Below are 22704 nucleotides of genomic sequence, written 5' to 3'. Positions count from 1 at the left end.
GGTCAGTCAATGCCGTCGCCGCGAACTTCGGGGTCTGGTGCCTTCATCGGAGCCGGCACGTCTTTGGGCTTGGCCTTGCGCGGCCCGCGGGGCTTCCGCACCGCGACCGGACCGGTGCGCACGCCGGCTACGACGTCGGGCACGGCTGCCGCGGCCTCTTCGGCCGCGTCGAGGGCACCCTCGACCGGTTCAACGGTCGAGCCGTCGATGGTGCCGTCGCCGGTGGTCATGACGACGCTGTTGAGCGGGGTCAGCGGAACGCCCATGCCGTCCAGGGCCTTCTTCATGTGCAGGCGAAGATCGCGGGCGAAGTCCCACTTGGCCGAGACCCGGGTCTTGACCACTAGCCGGGTGACGAGGGCTTCGGCGGTGATCGACTCGAGGCCCCAGATCTCCGGCTTTTCGAGGATATAGGCGCGCCACTTGCGGCTCGAGGCCAGGGCACTGGCGACGCGCAGCAGCTCGTCCTGCACGGCCTCCACGTCGGAACTGTAGGGGATGGCGAGGTCGATGATGACGCGGGCCCAGCCCTGCGACATGTTGCCGACCCGCAGAATCTCACCGTTGCGCACGAACCAGAGCGTTCCGTCGACATCGCGCACCTGCGTGATGCGAATTCCGACCGTTTCGACGACACCGGATGCGAATCCCACGTCGACGATGTCGCCAACGCCGATCTGATCCTCCACCACCATGAACAAGCCGTTGAGGATGTCCTTGACGATGTTTTGCGCACCGAAACCGAGGCCGGCGCCGATCGCCGCGGTCAGCAGCGCGAAGGAGCCGAGGATGTCTTTGTTCAGGGTCGTGATGATGAGCAACAGTGCGGTGATCAGAATGAACACGTTGACGATGTTCGCCAGCACCGCGCCGAGTGTGCGCGAGCGCTGCACGACGCGCACGGCAGCCAGGGGGGAGACGTTCAGCGCCTGGGTGTCGTCGACCTTCTGGTTCTTCTTGACGCCAGAGACGATCTGTTGCACGACCCGGCGAATCACGAATTGCAGAGCCCAGCGCAGTGCGAAGGCGACGACGATAATTGCCGCAATGGCGAAAATCTTTCCGACGTAATCGGTCCACGGAATACCAGCGATGGAGGTGGCCAGGTTGGCCCAGAAAGTTTCCCAGTTCATATCCAAGCCAGTCTACCGAGGGGCCTCGGCGGTACCCGGGAGGTAGCCCCGGTCGCTGGTGACCGATCACCCACGCGGCCAGCGCAACCCGGTGCAGAGAACGCCGGCAGCGGCATCCTCTCGATTGGCTGTGAACGCGTCGGCGCACGGGAAAACCCCGCGACCTGGCTGGTCGCGGGGTTCGCAGTGCTCGTTGGTGCTAACTATTCGGCGTCGCGAGCCTGCACGCGAAGCGAGCGCTCGACTCCGGCCAGGTTCTCGACCACGAGGCGACGCAGAGCGGCCGGCTCGGGGTTCGCGTCGAGCCAGGTCTTCGTCGCGTCGGCGAGGGCCTGGTTGTTCAGCGGTGCCGGGTAGAGGCCGATCACGAGCTTTTCGCCGATCGAGAAGCTGCGCGCCTCCCACACTCGCTGCAGCATCTCGAAGTAGGTCGAGACGAACGGCTCGAGCAGGCCTGAGTCGTTCACCCGCAGGAACCCCGCGGCCGTCGTGCGCACGATGGTCGTCGCAGCCGTGTCAACATCGATCAGCGACGACCAGGCGACGAGCTTGCCCTCCGCAGTGGGCAGTGCGGCCCGGGCCAGGGCAGCCGACTGTGCGCCGGTCGCCGTGTTGTCGGCCGCGAGGGCCGCGTCGATCTCAGCGGCGTCAGCGCGGCCACCGGCCGCGAGAGCGGTGAGCAGCTCCCAAGCCAGGTCGGTGTCGACGGTCAGGCCATCGAGCACGGTGCTGCCCGAACGCAGCGCAGCCACGTTCTCAAGCTGAGCGGGGGTGGCTGCGACGGAGGCGAAGAACTTCACGAACTGGAACTGGGCATCGCTTCCCGCCGCCGCGCCCTGGGCGAGCGCCCAGAGTGCATCGGCGACCTCGGTTGTGACGGCTTCGCGGTACGGCTGCGCCACGTAGTAGCTCGCGGTGAGCACGACCTGGCCAAGCACGGTGCGCAGCGTGGTCGACTCGGTTTCGGTGGCGACATTGTTCAGCACCAGGCGCACGAAGTCGCGGGCCGTGGTTTCGGCGTCGCGGGTGGCGTCCCAGACCGAACCCCAGACCAGGGCGCGGGCGAGCGGGCTCTCAATAGCCGAGAGGTGCTCGAGCGCGACGGCCTCCGAAACCGGGTCGAGGCGCACCTTGGCGTAGCTGAGGTCGTCGTCGTTGAGCAGAATCAGGTCTGGGCGTTTCTGGCCGACGAGAGCGGGGACATCCGTTGTCGAACCGTCAACGTCAAGCTCGACGCGATGCGTGCGCACGAGCTTCTGCGCGTCGTTGAAGGTGTAGAAACCGATCGCGAGGCGGTGCGGGCGAATCGTGGGGTAGTCGGCGGCCGCAGTCTGCAGCACAGTGAAGCCGGTGATCGTGCCCGTCTCGTCCGCGGCGATCTCTGGGCGCAGGGTGTTGACGCCGGCGGTCTCGAGCCAGAGCTGGGCCCAGCCGCTGAGGTCGCGGCCGCTGGCAGCCTCGAGCTCGACCAGCAGGTCGGAAAGCTCGGTGTTGCCCCACTGGTGCTTCTGAAAGTAGGAGCCGACGCCGGTGAAGAACGCGTCGATGCCGACCCAGGCGGCGAGCTGCTTGAGTACAGAGCCACCCTTGGCGTAGGTGATGCCGTCAAAGTTGACGAGCACATCGTCGAGGTCGCGAATTGTGGCGACGACCGGGTGGGTCGAGGGAAGCTGGTCCTGCTTGTAGGCCCAGCTCTTCTCCATGACGGCGAACGTGGTCCAGGCTTCATGCCACTCGGTGGCCTCGGCAGTGGCGATGGTCGACGCCCACTCGGCGAAGCTCTCGTTGAGCCAGAGGTCGTTCCACCAGGTCATGGTGACGAGGTCGCCGAACCACATGTGGGCGAGCTCGTGCAAAATGGTGACGACGCGGCGTTCCTTGATGGCGTCGGTTACCTTGGAACGAAAGATGTACGTTTCGGTGAAGGTAACCGCGCCGGCGTTCTCCATGGCGCCGGCGTTGAACTCCGGCACGAACAGTTGATCATACTTGTCGAAGGGGTAGGCGTAGCCGAACTTCTCCTCGTAGTAGGCGAAGCCCTGGCGGGTTTTCTCGAGGATGTAGTCGGCGTCGAGATATTCGCTGAGGCTCTTGCGGCTGAACACACCGAGCGGGATGGTGCGTCCGTCGCTCGAAACGAGTTCGCCGCGCACGACGGCGTATGGGCCGGCGATGAGGGCGGTGATGTAGCTCGAGATCACGTGGGTCGGTGCGAACGCCCACGTGCTGGCACCGTTGCCGGCGTCGGTCGGCTCGGGGGTGGTTGAGTTGGACACGACCTGCCACTTGCTCGGCGCGGTGACGGTGAAAGCGAATTTCGCCTTGAGGTCGGGCTGCTCGAACACGGCGAAGACGCGGCGAGAGTCGGGCACCTCGAACTGGCTGTAGAGATAGACCTCGTTGTCGACCGGGTCGACGAAGCGGTGCAGGCCCTCTCCGGTGTTGGTGTACAGCGCGTCGGCGACGACGATGAGCTCGTTTTCGGCCTGCAGGCCGTCCAGCTGAATACGGATGCCGTCACTCACGACGGCCGGGTCGAGCGCCCCGCCGTTGAGGGTCACCGAGTGCACCGTGGAAGTAATGGCATCGATGAAGGTCGAGGCGCCGGGGGTCGCAATAAAGCGCACCGTGGTGGTGCTGCCAAAGGTGGTTGGACCGGTAGTGAGATCGAGCACGACGTCGTAGCTCGCGACGGTCACGAGCGCGGCGCGCTCCTGGGCTTCGATGCGGGTGAGATTTTCTCCAGGCAACTTGGTTCTCCAATTCGGTTCACGATTGTGAGGCTTTGGCGCTCGTGGCGCCATCGCACCCCTTAAGCCTAACCATGACTGGTTGCCGCGCTGGCTAGGGCGTGGCTTTGGTCATCCTGGTGAGAGTGAGCAAAAGATCTGCAGGTTCGGCGACAACTCGTCAGGGTCTGTCGGTGCCGGTCAGTGCCGGTCAGTGAGTTTCGTCGGTATGGTCAGGTGCGCCCGGGACGTCGGCGGGTGGCTTGACCGTGACTGGCGGGGTGCTACCGCTCGCCCTGAAGGAGGCGAATTGGCGCGTCATTACGGCCGCCGCACCGTGCAGTGGAACGTAGCTGCCGCCGTTCGGCCCGTCGCCTGGCTCATCATCGGGCTGCCAGCGCTCATTTTCGCCGCTGCTTGTGCCCAGGAGTCGCCGGGTCAGGGCCGCACCCGCTGACAACAAATCGTCGAGGGCGACCTGCAAATCGTCGTCGTCAACGGGTTCGGACCGGAGCGCGGCGCGCAACACGGCACGGCGGATGAGTTCCTTCGCGAAGGACCCGGTCACGCCCTCCGCACGCAGGGCAGCCGCATCAAGCGCGGCCGGGCCGAACGGCAGGGCCTCGGCATAGCGGCGGAACAGCCGCTCGCGTTCTGCCAGCGCGGGCAATGGCACCTCGACGGCGAGGTCGACCCGGCCGGGCCGTTCGGCGAGGGCTCGCTCGAGGACTTCGACCCGGTTGGTGGTCATGACGAACGCCACATCGGCGTCACCGTCGAGTCCGTCGAGAGCGTCGAGCACCTCGAACAGCAGCGGCTGCGGCGTGGCGTGGCGCTGCATCGCGACCAGGTCGATGTCTTCGAGCACGACGATGGAGGGCGCAAAGGTGCGCGCGATCTCTGCGGCTGCAGCGATGTGCACGATGCTGGACCCGGTGAGCAGTACGGCCGTGATGCCCGGTGTTTCGCTCAGCAGGTGGCGCACGGTGAGGGTTTTGCCGGTGCCGGGAGGACCGTAGAGCAACACGCCGCGCTTCAGGTGCTGGCCGGCGGCGAGCAGCGCCTGGCGTTGCTCACCGATTCCGATGACGTGGTCGGAAATGGTGCCGAGGATGCCCTCCGGCAGCACGATCGCCGCAGCGGGCACGAGGGGGCGTTCCAGAAAGGTGATTCCGGCGCCGGACCCGTATTCGGTTTGCACGAATGAGAGCACCTGCCCGCGCAGCACGCTGTGCTCGATCATGAGCTCGCGCAGGTGAGCCAGAAAGGCGTTCACGATCTCCGGCGCGACTGCCATGATTTCGAGTTCGGCGGTGTTTCGCCCGAATTGCGGGTTCGCGGCGCGCTGCAGCACCGCAAGCGGTTGTCCGTCAAAGTGGAGGAGACGGAGTCCGAAGGAGACCACCTGACGGGTCGACGTCGGACCGGTCGCCCTGGCCGAGTAGTCCACCGGACCGGGGCCGAACCCCTGGAACGGGCTGGCCACGAGCTCGGAAAGGGTGGAGTGAAACCGCTGCTGGCCGCCGGATACGCCGAGCAATGCATCAGGGTCGGGGCCGCTGAGGCCGGTCAGGGCGATATCGGCATCCACCAGTCGATGATCGGCGAGGGTCTCAGACACGACCGGCAAGGTCGACGCGTCAGCGCCGAGGTGCTCGGTGACCTTCTCGCCGAGCGGTGACAGCGCGGACCGGCCGCGGTCATCCGCGTTGGCGACGACGCGGTCCATGAACTGTTTGAAGGAACGTACGACGTCTCGGTCGAAAGTGTCCTCGGTCATGAATAAGTCCTTTCGATCGGGTAGCTAGCGGGACTGGGCGATGACTGCCTCGGCGACGTTACCGAGGGTGGCAATGTCGTCACAGGTGTCGGCGCTCACCGCCGCTGCCGCCGCTGTCGTCGGTGCGATCGTCGCTGGCGATTCTGACAGTTCTGCCGGGGGCTGAGCGGTGCATCCGCTGAGCGCCACGATGGCGAGAAGAACGGTCGGCGCGATGCGACCACGGCGTAACATTCGGTCAGCCTAGCAGCGGGCATTTTGCCGCATGAACTGTGCTTTCCTTGATGTTCCGTAACCAAAAGGAGAGCATACCTGAATGGATCCCATAATGGTATGCTCAGGAAATGAGCCGACAAATAGCGGTGCGCCTGCCCGACGAATTAGTGGAATACCTTGACCAGGCGGTGGGTGAAGGGCGGGAAAGTAGCCGTGCTTCCGTGATCACTCGAGCTCTCGAACGAGAACGGCGACGCGAACTCGCCCTGCACGACGTGCGCATTCTGACCGACCGTTTCGCTCAAGCCGACGATCTGGACGAACTCGCCAGCTTTGGCGCGAGTATTCCGTCTGACCTCGCCTAACGATGCGGGCAATTCACATGGCGCACCTCGACAAGGCCCGGCCGGTCCTCGTTCTAACGCGCGAACTCGTGCGCCCCCACCTCACCCGAGTTACCGTCGCACCGATCACCAGTACCGTGCGGGGCCTGTCGACCGAAGTCCCGGTAGGCCCCGCGAACGGCCTCGACCAGGACTGCGCGGTGAGCTGTGACAATGTCGTGACCATTCCGGTCGCCAGCCTCGGCCGCCAGATTGGCTTTCTGCTGCCCCAACAAGAGGTGCGGCTGAGTGCCGCCATCGCCGCGGCATTCGACCTCGACTGACTACCAGGCGCCCGGTTGGTAGTCCTTGAGAAAGACGCCGTAGAGGTCTTCGCCGGCCTCGCCGCGCACGATCGGGTCGTACACCCTGGCCGCGCCATCGACCAGGTCGAGCGGGGCATGAAAGCCCTCCTCGGCCAGGCGCACCTTGGTCGGGTGCGGACGCTCATCGGTGATCCAGCCGGTGTCGACGCTCGTCATGAGAATGCCGTCTTCGAGCATCTCCTTGGCGCTGGTGCGGGTGAGCATGTTTAGCGCGGCCTTGGCCATGTTGGTGTGCGGGTGGCCCGGTCCTTTATACCCGCGACCGAACACGCCCTCCATCGCCGACACGTTCACGATGTAAGTTCGGCGGGCAGCGGATGCCGTGAGCGAGGCCCGCAGACGGCTCACCAACAAGAATGGTGCGGTCGTGTTGCACAGCTGCACCTCGAGCATCTCGAGCGGGTCTACGTCTTCGACGTTCGCGGTCCAGCTGTTCCGCGAGTGCAGGTCGGGTACGAGACCGCCGGCGTCGATCGCGGTGCCAGCGGCGAGTCGCTCAAGCGACGAGGACCCCGCCGCGAGGGCCAGCCGGGTGAGGTCATCCGCGGTGAGGGCGCCGGCACCGGACGCGACCGCGAGCAGCGGGTGACCGGAGACCGACGCGGCCAGGGCGAGCGGATGCGCATCGTTGGTGTGCCCGAATGACACGATCTCGGGCAGCGGCCCGTCGGGCAGGGGAGATTCCTCGGCCTCGACGAGCGGGGAGTACGAGCCGCGCGAGCGGCGCACGGTCTGCGCTGCGTTGTTGATGAGAATGTCGAGCGGACCCTGGGCCGCAACCGAATCGGCCAGCGCGATCACCTGGGCCGGGTCACGCAAATCGATACCGACAATGCGCAGGCGGTGCAGCCAATCCTTCGAATCGTCCATCGCCGCGAAGCGACGAACGGCATCGCGCGGAAACCGGGTGGTGACGGTGGTGTGAGCGCCGTCACGCAGCAGGCGCAGCGCGATGTACATGCCGATTTTGGCGCGGCCGCCGGTGAGCAGCGCCCGCTTGCCACTGAGATCGGTGCGAGCGTCGCGCTTGGCGTGACCCGAGAGGGCGCAGCTCGGGCAGAGCTGGTGGTAGAACGCGTCGACCACGGTGTACTTCTGCTTGCAGATATAGCAGGCGCGCGGAACGAGCAGCTCGCCGGCCGTCGCCGCGCTGGTGCCGAGGGAGAGCTGGGCGCCGCGGGTCTCGTCGTCGATGCGGGTCGGGGCGCCGGTCGCTGTGGCGGCGATGACGCTGCGATCGGCGTCGGCGATAACCGCGCGTTTCTCCAGACGCCTGGACATCTTGACCGACTTGAACATCTTGGCGGTCGCCTGGCGCACGGTGACGAAGTCGGCGCTGTCCGGGTCCACGTCGCGCAGCGAGGCGAGCACCCGCAGGGTCACTTCGAGGTCGTGCGGGTCGATTCCGGCGAATTCGGGGGCCGCCGCACTCGATTCGGCCGCACTCGCATTGGTGGGCGCAGTGGTGGGGGGCGCGGTGGTCATCCGCGAATTCTACGCGGGCCGACTGTGAGCATCCGTTCAACCGACGACAAACGGGCGTGCGCGATCGAAACCGCCCACGCCCGCCGGCAACTACTGAACTAGACCTTGGCCGGTTCCTGAATGGGAATGGCGATGGTCGGCGGCTCGTAGGTGTGGTCGAAGGGCATCTGGTCAGTGTCGAGCAGCGGGTTGTCGTCCTGCGTCTTCACCAGTTCGTGCGCTTCCTCGTCGGTGTTCACGTTTGGCATGGAGCCCGGCAGCGGGCGGTTGGCCGATTCCCGCAGGAAGAAGATGGCGATCGCCCCGATGAACGAGGTGGCCATCAGGTAGAAGGCCGGCATCATATCGTTGCCGGTGCCCACGATGAGCGCCGCAATGATGAACGGCGTGGTTCCGCCGAAAATGGCTACGGCGAAGTTGTACGAGATGCCCATCGCTCCGTAACGGCTCGCCGTCGGGAACAGGGCAGGCAGGGCCGAGGCGAGGTTGGAGACGTAGAACGTGACCGGGAACGCAATAAGCGCTAGGCCGAACAGCGTCGACCAGATGTCACCGATGCCGATCAGCAGGAACGCCGGGTAGGCCAGCACCACCGTGCTGATGGCTCCGATCCACAACACCGGCCTGCGCCCGATTCGGTCAGACAGGCGGCCGGCCAGCGGGATGCACAGTGCCATGATCACGAGAATCGGAATGGTCAGCGCCGTTCCGTGCAGCTCGTCATAGCCCTTGTTCTCGGTGAGATAGGTGGGCATATAGGAGGTGAGCGCGTAACCGACGGTGTTCGCAGCGGCGACCAGGATCATTGCGATGATGATGTTGCGCCAGTAGGCCTTGAAGATCTGGATCGGGCCCTTAGGGGTTTCGGCAGTGGCCCCCACTGGGTTCTTCTGGGCGGCTTCCTGGGCGTCGAGGGTGGCCTGAAACGCGGGCGATTCGTCGATCTTCATACGGAAGTAGATGGCGATCAGGCCGAGCGGCCCGGCAATGAGGAACGGGATGCGCCAGCCCCAATCTTCCATGACCGACTGACCGAGTGTGAGCTGCAGCACCGAGACGAGCGAGGCTCCGATGGCGAAACCGAGGTAGCTGCCCATGTCGAGAAAGCTGGCAAAATAGCCTCGCTGCTTGTCGGGTGCGTGCTCGCTGACGAAGGTCGTCGCACCGGCGTACTCGCCGCCGGTGGAGAACCCCTGCACGAGCTTGACGAACACCAGCAGCACCGCCGCCCAGACGCCGATCTGCGCGTAGCCGGGCAGCAGGCCGACCGCGAAGGTTGAGGCTGCCATCAGAATCAGTGTGGTGGCGAGCACCTTCTGGCGACCGATCCGGTCGCCGAGCCAGCCGAAGAACACGCCGCCGAGCGGTCGGGCGAAGAACGTCGCGGCGAAGGTGCCGAGCAGAAACAGGGTTTGAACGGATGCGTCGGCCTCTGGCAGGAAGACCGGTCCCATGGTGGTGATGAGGTATCCGAAGATACCGACGTCGTACCATTCCATGGTGTTTCCCACGATGGTGCCGCCGAGGGCGCGCTTCATAATGGGCTTGTCGACGACGTTGACGTCGGATACTGAGATGCGGCGGCGCAGGAGCGCCTTTTTGGGCTTCACCGCGGCGGCGCTCGTGGCGCCGGAATTCGCGTTGGGCGTGCTTCGGTCAATGGGCATGTTAATTTCTCCCGGGGAGATATTGTGCTTGCGACGTAGAGCTGTACTGCATACTGCAGATTTTTTTCGACCCGTCGACAATACCTGAATGGGGGGCATTGCTCTAATGGGAATTCTCGGGTTTGGGGATGAACGGGACCGCACGCCCCCGCTTAGGCTGGTTGCATGACTGATTCTGTGGATTTCTGGTTTGACCCCTCGTGCCCCTGGGCCTGGATGACTTCGCGCTGGGTGGACGAGGTCGCCCGGCTGCGTCATTTCGAGGTGACCTGGCATGTCATGAGCCTCGCCGTGCTCAACGAAGATCAGCAGGTGAGCGAGGAGTACGCGGCGTTCTTTCCGCGGGCGCTCAAGTACACCCGCCTCGTCGCCGCCGCCAATGAACTGCACGGCCAGGCGATGGTCAAGGCCCTCTACGACGCACTGGGCCAGCAGATTCACCCAGGCAGCAATACGAACCCGGACGAGGTCATTCCGGCCGCGCTCGCCGAGGTCGGCCTGCCTGCCAGCTTCGCCGCCTACGCCGACAGCGACGAGTACGACCGCCAGATGCGGGCGAGCCACTTTGACGGCATCAACCGGGTCGGCCAGGACGTCGGAACGCCCGTGATCGCGGTGAACGGTGTCGCTTTCTTTGGCCCGGTCATTTCCCCGGCCCCGATGGGTGAGCAGGCCCTGGCCCTCTGGGACGGCGTCGTCGCGCTGGCGAGCTACGACGGATTCTTCGAACTCAAGCGCAGTCGAACCCGCGAGCCTATTTTCGCCCAGGCCGTCAGCACGTCGGCCAGCACAAAATAGACTGCTCATATGCGCATCCACATCGCCACGGACCATGCCGGTCTCGACCTCAGCCACCACCTGATCACGCACCTGCGTGCGGCCGGGCACGAGGTCGTCGATCACGGGCCCCAGACCTACGACGCCCTCGATGACTACCCTGCTTTTTGTATTAATGCCGCGCAGGCCACCGTCGACGACCGAGAAAGCGGCATCGAAGCGCTCGGCGTCGTGTTCGGCGGTTCCGGCAACGGCGAGCAGATGGCCGCCAACAAGGTGTCCGGTGCCCGCGCCGCCCTGGTCTGGAACCTCAGTACGGCCCGTCTGGCCCGTGAGCACAATGACGCCAACGTTATTTCCATCGGTGCCCGCGAGCACACCATCGAGGAAGCCACCAGCTTCATCGACGCGTTCATCGCCGAGCCGTTCACCTCCGAGGAGCGTCACGTGCGTCGTATCCACCAGCTCGGAGAGTATGAAACGACCGGAACCATCGCCGGAAAAGACGTCGACGGCGTCGTGAACTGAGGTGCCAGAGGGCCACTCCGTTCACCGCATCACCCGCCAGTTTCAGCGCAACTTCGTCGGTCACCGGGTCACCGTCTCCTCACCGCAGGGACGGTTCGTGATCGGTGCCGCCCAGCTCAGCGGGCACACGGTGACGGATGCCCGCGCCGTCGGCAAACAGATGTTTCTGGAGTTCGACCACTGGTTGTGGTTGCGCATCCACTTGGGCATGTATGGGGCGTGGGATTTCAGCGGCGAGATTCAGATGGATGCCACGATGGCTTCGGCCAACGGCCGGATGGGGCAAACCAACCAGCACGGCACGGATCTACCAACGTTTGACGCCGCGGGGGAGAATTCGATCTTCAGCATCGGTGCGCCCCGCCGCACCCGGGTGCGCATGTCGGAGCAGGAGAAAGAGATCGACCTCGCCGACGCTTTCCCGCCGGAGCCGGTCGGTCAGGTGCGGGTGCGGCTGCTCAGCGACACGGTGTGTGCCGACCTGCGCGGACCGACCGCCTGCGAGGTGCTCGACCCGTCCCAGGTCGAGGCCGTCATCGCCAAGCTGGGGCCCGACCCCGAGCTGGATAATACGCCGGAGGCGGAGCAGCGCTTCGTCAGCGTCGTGCGCAAGAAGCCCACGCCGATCGGCCGCCTGCTGATGGACCAGACCGTGGTCAGCGGAATCGGCAACGTGTATCGCGCCGAAATGCTCTTTCGCGCGGGACTCAACCCGCACGCGCCCGGAAAATCGCTCAGCGACGAAACCGTACGCGACCTGTGGAGCGACTGGGCACACCTCCTTCACATCGGGGTGGCGACCGGCCAGATGATGACCATGGACGGCCTCGATGGCGAGCCGTACCGACTCGCCATGAAGAATCGGGCCGACCGGCACTGGGTCTACAAGCGGGAGGGGCTGCCCTGCCGGGTCTGCGGCACCCACATAGTGCTTGAAGAGATGGCCGCCCGCAAGCTGTACTGGTGCCCGCGCTGCCAGGCCTGAGTCCCTGTGGTGTCAGCGCACTGGGTGGACTGCGAAAATAGAAGCATGATCCGAATTGCCAGGCCCCGTCGTCGCGTCGCAACCTTTGTGAGCGTCGTCGGCGCGGTCGTGTTGGCCCTCGGCCTCACCGCGTGTTCCGGCGAAGACGGGGCCGGCGTGATCGACACGGTCGGCAGCGTTGACTTCGTCAACCCGCTGGCGATCCCGCCGCTCGCCGAATCAACGGTCAATGCCGTCGGTGAGCGGGTGTTCGACCTCACGGCGGAGGCTGGCACGACCGAGTTCACTCCGGGCGTCGTGACCGAGACCTGGGGCTACAACCGCAGCTACCTCGGCCCGACGATCGTCGCCCGGCGCGGCGAAAACGTGCGCATAAACGTCAACAATGACCTCGATGTAGCCACCACCGTGCACTGGCACGGCGCCAATCTGCCCGCCGAAATGGACGGTGGACCGCACCAAATGGTCGAGCCCGGCGCCGAATGGAGCCCCAACTTCGAGATTGACCAGCCAGCCTCAACCCTTTGGTATCACCCGCACCCGGAAGGCGATACCGAGCACCAGGTGGAGATGGGTCTGGCTGGGGTCTTCATCGTGCAGGACGACGAGGAGGCAGCCCTAAACCTGCCGCGCAGCTACGGCGTCGACGATATTCCGGTGGTGGTGCAGGACCGCCGTTTCGACGAGAACGGGCAGTTCGTCACCGACGTGCGCGGCTACATCGGTCCGATCGGTGACCAGCTGCTCGTCAACGGCACCCTCGCGCCCTACCTCGACGTCACCTCCGAGGTGGTGCGCCTCCGACTGCTCAACGGGTCAACCTCCCGGGTTTACGACTTCGGATTGAGTGACGGCCGGTCCTTCGACCTGATCGGAACCGATGGCGGACTGCTGGAGGAGGCGGCGCCGATGGACGGCATCCGTTTGTCGCCGGGGGAACGCGCCGAAGTGCTCGTTGAGCTGGTGCCGGGGGAGACCGTGAATCTGCAGTCGAACCCGCCAGACCTCGGCATCTCAGCCAGTGCCGCGACGCGCAACGCCGGTGACGACACCCTCGATGTGCTGGAGCTGCGCGCCGCCGACACGCTCAGCAGCATCGGGGAGACCGCCAGCACCCTCGCGAGCATCGAACCGCTCGACCAAGCGGATGCCACAGTCGACCGGTCGTTCACCCTCAACGGTTACACGATCAACAATCGGCTGATGGACATGACCCGCATCGACGAGACGATCGAGGCCGGCGCGACCGAGGTCTGGACCGTCGACAACGCCATGCCGCTGCCCCACAACTTTCACGTGCACGGCGTGCAGTTTCAGATGCTGCGGGTGGGCACCGAGCCGCCGCCCGTCGAGCTGGCCGGCTGGAAGGACACGATCTACCTTGAGCCCGGAGTGCGCTACGAACTCATTATGCAGTTTGCGGAATATACCGACCCCGACTTTCCGTATATGTTCCACTGCCATATGCTCTCGCACGAGGACGCCGGAATGATGGGCCAGTTCGTCGTGGTCGAGCCCGGCGAGGAAGCAGGCACCCCGCCGACCGCTCACGACGCCATTGTTCCACAGTCGAACCTGGCCGTCGGGAGCGGGCCGCGGGCACTCGCGCCGGCCCACGGTCACTAACTGTCCGCATCCGCTCTGAGAGAGAAAGCCGCCAGCTTGAGCCGGCGGCTTTCAGTGTTTCTGCATTAAACAGAGGGGTCGACGGGAATCGAACCCGCGTCATAAGTTTGGAAAACTCAGGCTCTACCATTGAGCTACGACCCCAGCCCCAAAATCTGGGCACTCGAATATCGTAGTACAGGAAACCGGGGGTCGTTTGCCAGTGCGGGCGCATCCGCTCGAAAGGCGTGCATTAGACTGGCGGAGGTCAATCCGCGTGTCGCGAGCTATTGCGTGCGCCACCGGATTGGTTCCCCAACAAAGTAGTACCGATGGGTCGAAGTAGATCCGGGGCGTAGCTCAGCTTGGTAGAGCGCTCGTTTTGGGGGCGAGAAGTCGCAGGTTCAATTCCTGTCGCCCCGACATTATCCGCAGCACACCGTTTCAATACACAGGAGAGTCTCGAGTGAAGTCCACGGTCGAAAAACTGAGCCCCACGCGCGCCAAGCTCACCATCACGGTGAGCCCCGACGAGCTGAAGCCAGCCATCACCCATGCTTACGGCCACATTGCCGAAGACATCAACATCCCCGGTTTCCGTAAGGGCAAGGTCCCGCCGGCAATCATCGACCAGCGCGTCGGCAAGGCCGCCGTTCTGGAGCACGCCGTCAACGAGGGTCTCGACGGTTTCTACCGCGCGGCTGTCGAAGAGAACAAGCTGCGCCCGCTCGGCCGTCCAGAGGCCGACATCGTCGAATGGCCGAGCAACACCGACTTCTCCGGTGACCTGCTCCTCGCCATCGAGGTTGACGTGCGCCCGGAGATCGACCTGCCCAGCTACGACGGTCTCAAACTCACCGTTGAGGCCGTCGCGGTGTCCGACGAGGAAGTCGCCGAAGAGCTCGACAAGCTGCGCAGCCGCTTCGGCACGCTCATCACGGTGGACCGCCCCGCAAAGACCGGCGACTTCGCCCAAATCGACCTGAACGCCGCGATCGACGGCGAAGAGGTTGACACCGCGAGCGGAATCTCCTACGAGGTTGGCTCCGGCGACCTCATCGACGGCATCGACGAGGCGCTTGACTCGCTCAGCGCCGGCGAGACCACGACCTTCAACTCCGACCTCATGGGCGGAGACCACGAGGGTGAGACGGCCGAGATCACCATCACAGTTATCGCTGTCAAGGAGCGCGAGCTTCCCGAGGCGAACGACGACTTCGCTCAGATCTCCAGCGAGTTCGACACGATCGCCGAGCTGACCGAGAGCCTCAAGGTTCAGGTTGAGAAGTCCAAGGCCTTCGGCCAGGGCAGCCAGGCCCGTGAGCGTCTCATCGAGACGCTTCTCGGCTCGGTCGAGGTTCCGATCCCGGCCGCGATCATCCTCGACGAAGTCAACCGTCACCTCGAGGGCGAAAGTCGCCTCGAAGACGACACCCACCGCGCCGAGGTCACCGAAGCCAGCGAGAAGACGTTCCGTCAGCAGATTCTGCTCGACACGATCGCCGAAGCCGAGCAGGTCAAGGTCAGCCAGGACGAACTCACCCAGTACCTCATCCAGGGTGCCAGCCAGTACGGCATGGACCCGAGCGAGTTCGTGCAGACGCTCAACACCAACGGACAGATTCCGTCGATGGTGGCCGAGGTCGCTCGCAACAAGGCCCTCGCCATTGCTCTGGGCAAGGCCGAGGTCGTTGACTCCAACGGTAAGCCGGTCGACCTGAGTGAATTCACCGGCCCGGTCGGCGACGACACGGCTGTTGAAACGGATGCTGCTGACAGCGCAGTCGAGGCAGCTCCGGCCGCCGAGGCTGACGCTGAGGTCGCAGCTGAGGCCGACGAGAAGCCCAAGAAGAAGAAGGCTGCTGCCAAGAAGTAGTACCTGTGTGCGTGAAAGGCCGGCTGGCCAGTACTTTTCAGAAGTGCTGGCCAGCCGGCCTCTTGCATGCTGCCGGGCACCTGTGCGAGGGCCGGTAATCTGCCGAGGGCGAACAGAGCCATTTTGACGCTCGCGCTCCGATAGATTCATTGAGAAGCGACAACTGAAACGGAGCACGACATGGCCGACCCGACACCCACCAATGGTGTATTTGACCGACTGCTGAAGGACCGCATCATCTGGCTCGGCTCAGAGGTCCGTGACGAAAACGCGAACGAGATCTGTGCCAAGATCCTCTTGCTGGCAGCGGAAGATTCCAAACGCGACATCTACCTCTACATCAACTCTCCCGGCGGCTCGATCACCGCCGGCATGGCGATCTACGACACGATGCAGTTCGTACCCAACGACATCGTCACGGTCGGTATCGGCATGGCAGCCTCGATGGGTCAGTTCCTGCTTACCTCGGGGACCAAGGGTAAGCGGTACATCACCCCGAACGCTCGCGTGCTTCTGCACCAGCCGTCCGGCGGGTTCGGCGGCACGGCCGCCGACATCCAGACCCAGGCGCGCCTCATCCTCGACATGAAGCAGCGCCTCTCCGAGATCACGGCCGCGCAGACCGGCAAGACCCCCGAGCAGATCAACGCCGACGGTGACCGCGACAACTGGTTCAGTGCGCAGGAAGCCCTCGAGTACGGCTTCGTCGACCATCTCCGCGCATCCGCTTCGGATGTCATCGGCGGCGGCGGCACCGACCCCGACGCCACCAAGTAGTCCGCCGAAACTGAACAGGAAGAAATCATGACTATCCCCACATTCGGTGGAACGGCCTACAGCTCGATGGGCGGCTCGACCAAGCACTTGACTAATAACGGCGCACCTGAATCGCGCTACATCCTCCCCACCTTCGAAGAACGCACCGCCTACGGCTACAAGCGCCAAGACCCGTACGCCAAGCTGTTCGAGGACCGCATTATCTTCCTCGGCGTGCAGGTTGACGACGCCTCCGCCGATGACGTGATGGCCCAGCTCCTCGTGCTCGAAAGCCAGGACCCGGACCGCGACATCACGATGTACATCAACTCGCCCGGTGGATCGTTCACCGCCATGACGGCGATCTACGACACCATGCAGTACATTCGCCCGCACGTGATGACGGTGTGCCTCGGCCAGGCGGCATCCGCTGCAGCCGTGCTGCTCGCCGGTGGAACCGCCGGCAAGCGCCTCGCGCTGCCGAACGCGCGTATCCTGATTCACCAGCCCTCGGTTGGTGGGCAGGGTGGCGGCCAGGCTTCGGATATCGAGATTCAGGCCGCCGAGATTCTGCGCATGCGGGTCTGGCTCGAAGAGACCCTCGCGCACCACTCCAACCGGAGCGTTGAGCAGGTCAATAAGGACATCGACCGCGACAAGATCATGAGCGCGGCCGAGGCCCTCGAGTACGGCCTGATCGACCAGGTTCTGACCAGCCGCAAGAACCTTCCGATGTTGGTAAAGTAGCCGCACACCTATATACCGCTGCGGCGCGTCGCCTTCCGGCGCCGCGCCGTTTCGGTTTGTGGCGCGCTGCACGCAAGTGTCGTACGCACAGGCTAGGCTCGATTGCAGCGAGACCAATGGAGGAGGCGGACATGGCCCGAATAGGCGAAAGTGCCGACCTGCTCAAGTGTTCCTTCTGCGGAAAGAGCCAGAAGCAGGTACAACAGCTTATCGCCGGCCCCGGCGTGTACATCTGTGACGAGTGCGTCGAGCTGTGCAACGAGATCATTGAAGAGCGACTGGCCGAGGCCGGCTCTGAAGCGACCGCCGGTGAATTCGACCTCCCCAAGCCCAAAGAAATCTTCGGTTTCCTCGAGGAATACGTCATCGGCCAGGAACCCGCCAAGCGTGCCCTCGCCGTCGCCGTGTACAACCACTACAAGCGTGTGCGGTCTCGTGCCACGCTCACCGCAGCCGAGGCGATCCACGACGATGTCGAGATTGCCAAGTCCAATATTCTGCTGATCGGCCCGACCGGCTGTGGCAAGACCTACCTGGCCCAGACCCTGGCCAAGCGTCTCAATGTACCCTTCGCCGTAGCGGATGCGACGGCCCTCACCGAGGCCGGCTACGTCGGTGAAGACGTCGAGAACATTCTGCTCAAGCTGATTCAGGCCGCCGACTACGACGTCAAGCGCGCCGAGACCGGCATTATTTACATTGACGAGATCGACAAGATCGCCCGCAAGGCCGAGAACCCGTCGATCACCCGTGACGTCTCCGGCGAGGGCGTGCAGCAGGCGCTCCTGAAGATCCTTGAGGGCACCATTGCCTCCGTGCCCCCACAGGGTGGGCGCAAGCATCCGCATCAAGAGTTCATTCAGATCGACACCACGAACGTACTATTCATTGTGGCCGGCGCCTTCGCCGGGCTCGAAGACATCATCTCGTCTCGGGCCGGCAAGAAGGGCATCGGTTTCGGCGCTCCGCTGCACATCAAGGGCGACGACATCAACCTGTTCAGCGAGGTTCTGCCCGAAGACCTGCACAAGTTCGGGCTGATTCCCGAGTTCATCGGCCGGCTTCCCGTCGTCACGACGGTCACCCAGCTCGACCAGGTGGCGCTCATGCAGATTCTCACCGTGCCCAAGAACGCGCTCGTGCGGCAATATCAGCGCATGTTCGAGCTCGACGGCGTTGAGCTGGAATTTGAGCAGCCCGCCCTGGAAGCCATTGCCGACCTGGCTGTGCTTCGCAAGACCGGTGCCCGCGGTTTGCGCGCCATCCTCGAAGAAGTGCTTGGCCCGGTCATGTTCGAGGTGCCCTCCAGCACCGACGTCGAGCGGGTCATCATCACCCGCGACACCGTGTTGAACAATGCCCCCGCTGAAATGGTTCTGCACAAGACCCGTCAGGTGAAGTCGGCGTAGGCCGCTGAATAGTCGCATGGGGGAGCGACGATGAGCGAGCAGTCATCCGGCGCAAGCCCCGGTGTGTTTCAGCCGATCTCGACCGGCATTGTCGCCGCGATCACCGGGTTTGCCAGTTCGTTCGTGTTGGTGATTGCGGGGCTGCGCGCCGTCGGCGCCTCCGAAGCTCAGGCGTCTTCAGGGCTGCTGGCGCTGTGCCTACTCGTCGGTTTGGCCTGCATCGCGTTGCCCTTGTACTTTCGCATGCCGATCTCATTTGCCTGGTCAACACCCGGCGCGGCACTCCTCGTCGCGGCGGGCGCCACGACCGACAACTTCGGCGCGGCCGTCGGCGCCTTTCTCGTCTGCGGTGCGCTCATCGTGCTCTGTGGCGTCTGGCCGCCGCTCGGACGGGTCATCACGAGCATCCCGAGGCCCCTCGCCGGCGCGATGCTGGCCGGTATCCTCTTTCCCATCTGTCTCGCGCCGATTCAGGCGTCAATTGAACAGCCGCTGCTGGCGATTCCCGTCGTGCTGGTGTGGCTGGTGCTTTACCGGCTGGCCCCGCGCTGGGCGGTCCCGATGGCCATGGTCGTGGCGGCGATCGGTATCGGCATAACCGCGGGAACGGGCTGGCTGTCAGCACCGACATCCGCTCCCGGTCTGGTCTTCGTCGCGCCGGTTTTTGATCCGCTCGTCATTGTGAGCCTCGGCTTGCCGTTGTTCGTCGTGACCATGGCGGGCCAAAACGTTCCCGGATTCGCCGTGCTCTCAACCTTCGGCTACCGGCCGCCGCCGCGTTCGGTGCTGGTCTGGTCGGGGATCGGCACCATGCTCGGATCGGTCTTCGGCGCGCACAATATGAACCTGGCGGCCATTACGGCGGCCCTCATGGGTAGTCCGGATGCTCACCGCGATCCGTCGAAACGCTGGATTGCCACGGTCGCATCGGGTTTCGGCTATCTCGTGCTTGGACTCGGGTCAGGGCTAGCCACAGCCCTCGTTGCGGCGTCGCCGCCCATTTTGATCATTGCCGTCGCCGGTCTGGCCCTGCTCGGTGCGCTTGTGACGAGTGTGACCAGCGCGCTCGAAGAACCGGAACACCGCATCAGCGCGATGGCGACCTTTCTCGTGACCGCATCGGGCATTACAATCGTGGGCATCGGGTCGGCGTTCTGGGGCCTCGTGGTCGGTGGCATCTTTATGCTCTGGCTTGGCTGGCGGCGGCCCCTCGGTGCGTAGACGACCATGGACCCGGCTCAGTGGACAACTTTGGTGGGTGCCGGCGGGTCCGCACCCACCAAAGTTGTCTATTGAGCGGATGCCTCAGCCTAGTTCAGGCCGCGGCGGTCGAGGAGCGGCTGCAACGCTGCGTCGCGCCCGCGCCAGTGGCGGTAGGCCTCAAGCGGGTCCTTCGTACCTCCGACGCCGAGCAGCCGATCACGAAAACGGTCACCATTGGTGCGGGTTAGCCCGCCATTCTCCTTGAACCATTCGACCGTGTCCGCGTCGAGCACCTCACTCCAGATATAGGAGTAATACCCGGCGTCATAACCGCCGGAGAACGTGTGCGCGAAGTAGGTGCTCGCGTAACGGGTGGGCACGGCAGGATTGTCGAGTCCAACGGAGGCGAGGGCATCCGCTTCGAACTGGGCAACGTCGGTAACGACCGTGTCGGCGTCGATGCGGTGCCAGGCCTGGTCGAGAAGCGCGGCGGCGAGGTATTCGCTGGTCAGAAATCCCTCGTTGAAGGCCGAGGACGCCTGGATGCGACTTACCAGGTGTTGCGGCATCGCTTCGCCGGTCTCGTAGTGGTGGGCGTAGTTCGCCAGCACTTCGGGCCAGAGCATCCACATTTCGTTGACCTGGCTGGGAAACTCCACGAAGTCGCGATACACGTTGGTGCCGGAGAATTTGGGATAGGTCGCGCGGGCGAGCAGCCCGTGCAGGGCATGGCCAAACTCGTGAAACAGCGTGGTGACCTGGTCATAGGTGAGCAGCGTGGGTTGGCCAGCTGCCGGCCTGGACACGTTGAGGTTGTTACAGACCACGGTTGTGTCCGTGCTGAGCAGCGCGGACTGCGAGACGAGGGAATTCATCCACGCCCCGCCACGCTTAGAATCGCGGGTGTAGAAATCGCCGATGTACAATCCGATACCGGTGCCGTCGTCGGTGCTGACCTCGAACACGCGTGCTTCGGGATGCCAGCCGACCAGGTCGGGCCGCGCCGTGAAGCTGAGGCCGTAGAGCTGCTGGGCCGCGAAGAATACTCCGTTGGCGAGCACGCTTTCGAGTTCGAAATAGGGGCGCATCGCCGCGGTATCGACGTCGTACTTCGCCCGGCGCACCTTCTCCGTGTAGAACGCCCAGTCCCAGGCCGCCAGCTCGAAGCCACCGCCCTCGGCATCGATCACGGCCTGCAGGTCGGCCTGTTCCACGAGGGCGTTGCGGGCGGCGGCCGGGGCGAGGCCGCCGAGCAGATCCCAGACGGCGCCGGGAGTCTTGGCTGTCTCGTCGGCGGTAACGTAGGCGGCATGGCTGTCGAACCCGAGCAGGCCGGCGCGCTGGGCACGCAGGTGCGTGATCTCGATCACGAGCGGCTGGTTGTCGTTGCCGGCTCCGGCCTCATCAGAACGGATGCCGCGGGCCCGGCTTGCCGTCAGCAACCGTTCCCGCACGCTCCGGTTGGTTAAGCTCGCTAGGTACGGGTGCGACGTGGGCAGAACGAGGCTGATCAGGTATTTACCGTCGAGGCGGCGTTCGGCGGCCGCTTCAGCCGCAGCCGAGATCTCGCCGTCGGTGAGCCCGGCGAGCTCGGCCACGTCGTCGATCACCAACGCGAGTTCGTTGGTATCGGCCAGCAGATTCTTCTCAAAGCGGGTGGTCAGGGTCGACAGGCGTGAGTTGAAATCACCCAGTGCCCGCTTGTCTTCATCGTCGAGCCCGGCTCCGGCGAGCGTGAACTCGGTGTAGTAGCGGTCGATCAGATAGAGCGACTCGGCATCGAGACTCAGGCTCGTTCGCTGCGAGTGCACGGCGGAGATGCGCGTGTACAGTGCGGGATCGAGTCGGATCGAATCGGCGTGGGCGGCCAGCAACGGCGCGAGTTCTTCTTCGAGGTCGTTGGTGAAGTCGCTGGAGTCTGACGAACTCTGGGTGAAGAAGACTTCGGCAACCCGACCCAGGGTCTGCCCGCTGCGCTCGAGGGCGACGAACGTGTTTTCAAAGGTGGGCGCATCCGCTGTGCCGGTGATGAGAGCGACCTCGGCGAGCTGGTCAGTCATGCCCTGCACAAAAGCCGGCCGGTAATGGGCGTCGGCAATCTGCGCGAAGGGCGGCAGCTGGTAGGGCAGCGTACTGCGGGCGAAGAAGGGATTGTTCGCGGTGGAAGCCATGCTCCCAGACTAGCGACCGGCCCGAGCACGCTCGCCAGCGCGCGGCGCGCAAATCAGCCGCAGGCTGCCGCGGGGTCGTAGGATCTGACCATGACAGACCAGACCGCGAGCTCCGAGTCCGCTCCACGTGACCAGTACACCCACGGTCATCACGAAAGCGTGCTGCGCTCACACACCTGGCGCACGGTGGCCAACTCGGCCGCCTATCTGATTCCCGAGCTCGCAGCCGGCGGCGTGCTGCTGGATGTCGGCTGCGGACCCGGCACGATCACGGTTGATCTGGCCCGTCGGATCGCCCCCGGCCGAGTTGTCGGCCTGGACGCTTCGTCCGAGATCGTCGAGCGTGCAGCCGGGCTGGCCGCCGATGCGGGAGTGCACAACGCGCAGTTCCAGGTCGGAAATATCTACGCGTTGGACTTTCCGGATGCGTCGTTTGACATTGTGCACGCCCACCAGGTGATGCAGCATCTGGCCCGTCCCGTCGCCGCCATGGCCGAGATTCGGCGAGTGCTGCGGCCCGGCGGCGTCTTCGCCGCCCGTGACGTCGACTACGGGGGAGTGATGATTGCTCCCGTGATCGATGGTCTCACCGAGTGGATGCGGGTCTACCGCGAGGTGCACTACTGGAACGGCGGTGACCCGGACGCCGGACGCTCGCTGAAAGCGTGGGCTTTGGCGGCGGGCTTCACCAGCGTGACGAGTAGTGCCTCCATGTGGTGTTTCGCGTCCGATGCCGAACGGGAATGGTGGGGAGAATCCTGGGCTGTGCGCGTGACCGAGTCGAGCTTCGCGGCGCACGCCATCGAAGCCGGCGTGGCCGAGCTGGCCGATCTCAAACGGATGGCGGCCGCCTGGCGCGTGTGGCTGCGCGATCCGACCGGGTGGTTCGGCATGCCGCACGGCGAAATTCTTGCGCGGGATTGACCCA

At 64.6% G+C, this 22704-nt stretch carries 19 protein-coding genes and 2 tRNA genes; 13 read left to right on the top strand and 8 right to left on the bottom strand.

From position 1 onward, the window contains the following. Nucleotides 1-2: 2 nt before the first annotated feature. The 4 genes from E3O11_RS06885 to E3O11_RS06870 form a co-directional block, all read right to left on the bottom strand. Nucleotides 3-1133: a mechanosensitive ion channel family protein gene (locus E3O11_RS06885; protein ID WP_092450859.1), complete on the bottom strand. Its 1131-nt coding sequence runs from the start codon at nucleotides 1131-1133 to the stop codon at nucleotides 3-5. Between the two features lie 203 nt (nucleotides 1134-1336). Then, nucleotides 1337-3883, bottom strand: coding sequence for an aminopeptidase N (pepN, locus tag E3O11_RS06880; protein ID WP_092450857.1), 2547 nt, complete (start codon nucleotides 3881-3883; stop codon nucleotides 1337-1339). A gap of 190 nt (nucleotides 3884-4073) precedes the next feature. Next, a complete protein-coding gene (locus tag E3O11_RS06875) occupies nucleotides 4074-5642 on the bottom strand; it encodes an AAA family ATPase (RefSeq protein ID WP_092450855.1) in 1569 nt (522 codons plus the stop codon). Nucleotides 5643-5666: 24 nt separating this feature from the next. Further along, nucleotides 5667-5876 (bottom strand): hypothetical protein, encoded by a 210-nt coding sequence (locus E3O11_RS06870; protein ID WP_092450853.1) that lies wholly within the window; start codon nucleotides 5874-5876, stop codon nucleotides 5667-5669. A gap of 110 nt (nucleotides 5877-5986) precedes the next feature. Between E3O11_RS06870 and E3O11_RS18425 the strand changes: the two genes are divergently transcribed. Beyond that, complete coding sequence (locus E3O11_RS18425; RefSeq protein WP_092450850.1) at nucleotides 5987-6223, top strand: YlcI/YnfO family protein; 237 nt, start codon at nucleotides 5987-5989, stop codon at nucleotides 6221-6223. Between the two features lie 17 nt (nucleotides 6224-6240). Next, a complete protein-coding gene (locus tag E3O11_RS06860) occupies nucleotides 6241-6525 on the top strand; it encodes a type II toxin-antitoxin system PemK/MazF family toxin (protein ID WP_338419212.1) in 285 nt (94 codons plus the stop codon). On the opposite strand, the gene E3O11_RS06855 is transcribed toward E3O11_RS06860, so the two are convergent. Next, nucleotides 6526-8052 (bottom strand): SDR family oxidoreductase, encoded by a 1527-nt coding sequence (locus E3O11_RS06855; RefSeq protein ID WP_092450846.1) that lies wholly within the window; start codon nucleotides 8050-8052, stop codon nucleotides 6526-6528. A gap of 98 nt (nucleotides 8053-8150) precedes the next feature. Then, nucleotides 8151-9719 carry an MFS transporter gene (locus E3O11_RS06850; protein ID WP_092450844.1) on the bottom strand — a complete coding sequence of 523 codons (1569 nt, stop codon included), beginning with the start codon at nucleotides 9717-9719 and terminating at the stop codon, nucleotides 8151-8153. Nucleotides 9720-9884: 165 nt separating this feature from the next. Between E3O11_RS06850 and E3O11_RS06845 the strand changes: the two genes are divergently transcribed. Genes E3O11_RS06845 through E3O11_RS06830 form a run of 4 tightly spaced genes read left to right on the top strand, consistent with a single transcriptional unit; the run spans nucleotide 9885 to nucleotide 13635 of the window. Beyond that, nucleotides 9885-10517, top strand: a complete 633-nt coding sequence (locus tag E3O11_RS06845) for a mycothiol-dependent nitroreductase Rv2466c family protein (protein WP_092450842.1) — start codon at nucleotides 9885-9887, stop codon at nucleotides 10515-10517. 9 nt (nucleotides 10518-10526) lie between these two features. Beyond that, complete coding sequence (locus E3O11_RS06840) at nucleotides 10527-11024, top strand: ribose-5-phosphate isomerase (RefSeq protein WP_092450840.1); 498 nt, start codon at nucleotides 10527-10529, stop codon at nucleotides 11022-11024. A gap of 1 nt (nucleotide 11025) precedes the next feature. After that, complete coding sequence (locus E3O11_RS06835) at nucleotides 11026-12009, top strand: Fpg/Nei family DNA glycosylase (RefSeq protein ID WP_092450838.1); 984 nt, start codon at nucleotides 11026-11028, stop codon at nucleotides 12007-12009. A 45-nt stretch (nucleotides 12010-12054) separates the two neighbouring features. Next, the gene (locus tag E3O11_RS06830) at nucleotides 12055-13635 is read left to right on the top strand and encodes a multicopper oxidase family protein (protein WP_092450836.1); all 1581 of its coding nucleotides are present in this window, start codon (nucleotides 12055-12057) and stop codon (nucleotides 13633-13635) included. A gap of 73 nt (nucleotides 13636-13708) precedes the next feature. Here E3O11_RS06830 and E3O11_RS06825 read toward each other — a convergent pair. After that, nucleotides 13709-13779: transfer RNA gene (locus E3O11_RS06825), tRNA-Gly, on the bottom strand. Between the two features lie 184 nt (nucleotides 13780-13963). Between E3O11_RS06825 and E3O11_RS06820 the strand changes: the two genes are divergently transcribed. The 6 genes from E3O11_RS06820 (at nucleotide 13964) to E3O11_RS06795 (ending at nucleotide 19623) form a co-directional block, all read left to right on the top strand. Continuing rightward, nucleotides 13964-14037, top strand: a tRNA-Pro gene (locus tag E3O11_RS06820). A 43-nt stretch (nucleotides 14038-14080) separates the two neighbouring features. Continuing rightward, on the top strand, nucleotides 14081-15490 hold the full coding sequence (gene tig / locus E3O11_RS06815; RefSeq protein ID WP_166787516.1) for a trigger factor: 1410 nt from the start codon (nucleotides 14081-14083) through the stop codon (nucleotides 15488-15490). Between the two features lie 180 nt (nucleotides 15491-15670). After that, nucleotides 15671-16267, top strand: coding sequence for an ATP-dependent Clp protease proteolytic subunit (locus tag E3O11_RS06810; RefSeq protein WP_092450832.1), 597 nt, complete (start codon nucleotides 15671-15673; stop codon nucleotides 16265-16267). 66 nt (nucleotides 16268-16333) lie between these two features. Next, complete coding sequence (locus E3O11_RS06805; protein ID WP_241977922.1) at nucleotides 16334-16993, top strand: ATP-dependent Clp protease proteolytic subunit; 660 nt, start codon at nucleotides 16334-16336, stop codon at nucleotides 16991-16993. A gap of 131 nt (nucleotides 16994-17124) precedes the next feature. After that, a complete protein-coding gene (gene clpX, locus E3O11_RS06800; RefSeq protein ID WP_092450827.1) occupies nucleotides 17125-18402 on the top strand; it encodes an ATP-dependent Clp protease ATP-binding subunit ClpX in 1278 nt (425 codons plus the stop codon). A gap of 30 nt (nucleotides 18403-18432) precedes the next feature. Further along, nucleotides 18433-19623 (top strand): benzoate/H(+) symporter BenE family transporter, encoded by a 1191-nt coding sequence (locus tag E3O11_RS06795; protein WP_092450825.1) that lies wholly within the window; start codon nucleotides 18433-18435, stop codon nucleotides 19621-19623. Between the two features lie 89 nt (nucleotides 19624-19712). On the opposite strand, the gene E3O11_RS06790 is transcribed toward E3O11_RS06795, so the two are convergent. Continuing rightward, complete coding sequence (locus E3O11_RS06790; RefSeq protein WP_092450822.1) at nucleotides 19713-21776, bottom strand: M3 family metallopeptidase; 2064 nt, start codon at nucleotides 21774-21776, stop codon at nucleotides 19713-19715. 90 nt (nucleotides 21777-21866) lie between these two features. On the opposite strand from E3O11_RS06790, the gene E3O11_RS06785 reads away from it, so the two are divergent. Beyond that, nucleotides 21867-22700: a class I SAM-dependent methyltransferase gene (locus tag E3O11_RS06785; RefSeq protein WP_092450820.1), complete on the top strand. Its 834-nt coding sequence runs from the start codon at nucleotides 21867-21869 to the stop codon at nucleotides 22698-22700. Nucleotides 22701-22704 lie beyond the last annotated feature (4 nt).

Source organism: Cryobacterium levicorallinum (assembly GCF_004402405.1).
Classification (GTDB): domain Bacteria; phylum Actinomycetota; class Actinomycetes; order Actinomycetales; family Microbacteriaceae; genus Cryobacterium; species Cryobacterium levicorallinum.
This window is presented reverse-complemented; position numbering and strand designations above follow the sequence as displayed.

What these genes read in the sequence shown, in the direction of transcription:
- E3O11_RS06885 (WP_092450859.1), bottom strand. Translation starts at nt 1,133, where the DNA reads ATGAACTGGGAAACTTTCTGGGCCAACCTGGCCACCTCCATCGCTGGT.
- E3O11_RS06875 (WP_092450855.1), bottom strand. Translation starts at nt 5,642, where the DNA reads ATGACCGAGGACACTTTCGACCGAGACGTCGTACGTTCCTTCAAACAG.
- E3O11_RS06870 (WP_092450853.1), bottom strand. Translation starts at nt 5,876, where the DNA reads ATGTTACGCCGTGGTCGCATCGCGCCGACCGTTCTTCTCGCCATCGTG.
- E3O11_RS18425 (WP_092450850.1), top strand. Translation starts at nt 5,987, where the DNA reads ATGAGCCGACAAATAGCGGTGCGCCTGCCCGACGAATTAGTGGAATAC.
- E3O11_RS06860 (WP_338419212.1), top strand. Translation starts at nt 6,241, where the DNA reads ATGGCGCACCTCGACAAGGCCCGGCCGGTCCTCGTTCTAACGCGCGAA.
- E3O11_RS06855 (WP_092450846.1), bottom strand. Translation starts at nt 8,052, where the DNA reads ATGACCACCGCGCCCCCCACCACTGCGCCCACCAATGCGAGTGCGGCC.
- E3O11_RS06850 (WP_092450844.1), bottom strand. Translation starts at nt 9,719, where the DNA reads ATGCCCATTGACCGAAGCACGCCCAACGCGAATTCCGGCGCCACGAGC.
- E3O11_RS06845 (WP_092450842.1), top strand. Translation starts at nt 9,885, where the DNA reads ATGACTGATTCTGTGGATTTCTGGTTTGACCCCTCGTGCCCCTGGGCC.
- E3O11_RS06840 (WP_092450840.1), top strand. Translation starts at nt 10,527, where the DNA reads ATGCGCATCCACATCGCCACGGACCATGCCGGTCTCGACCTCAGCCAC.
- E3O11_RS06830 (WP_092450836.1), top strand. Translation starts at nt 12,055, where the DNA reads ATGATCCGAATTGCCAGGCCCCGTCGTCGCGTCGCAACCTTTGTGAGC.
- E3O11_RS06810 (WP_092450832.1), top strand. Translation starts at nt 15,671, where the DNA reads ATGGCCGACCCGACACCCACCAATGGTGTATTTGACCGACTGCTGAAG.
- E3O11_RS06805 (WP_241977922.1), top strand. Translation starts at nt 16,334, where the DNA reads ATGGGCGGCTCGACCAAGCACTTGACTAATAACGGCGCACCTGAATCG.
- clpX (WP_092450827.1), top strand. Translation starts at nt 17,125, where the DNA reads ATGGCCCGAATAGGCGAAAGTGCCGACCTGCTCAAGTGTTCCTTCTGC.
- E3O11_RS06795 (WP_092450825.1), top strand. Translation starts at nt 18,433, where the DNA reads ATGAGCGAGCAGTCATCCGGCGCAAGCCCCGGTGTGTTTCAGCCGATC.
- E3O11_RS06790 (WP_092450822.1), bottom strand. Translation starts at nt 21,776, where the DNA reads ATGGCTTCCACCGCGAACAATCCCTTCTTCGCCCGCAGTACGCTGCCC.
- E3O11_RS06785 (WP_092450820.1), top strand. Translation starts at nt 21,867, where the DNA reads ATGACAGACCAGACCGCGAGCTCCGAGTCCGCTCCACGTGACCAGTAC.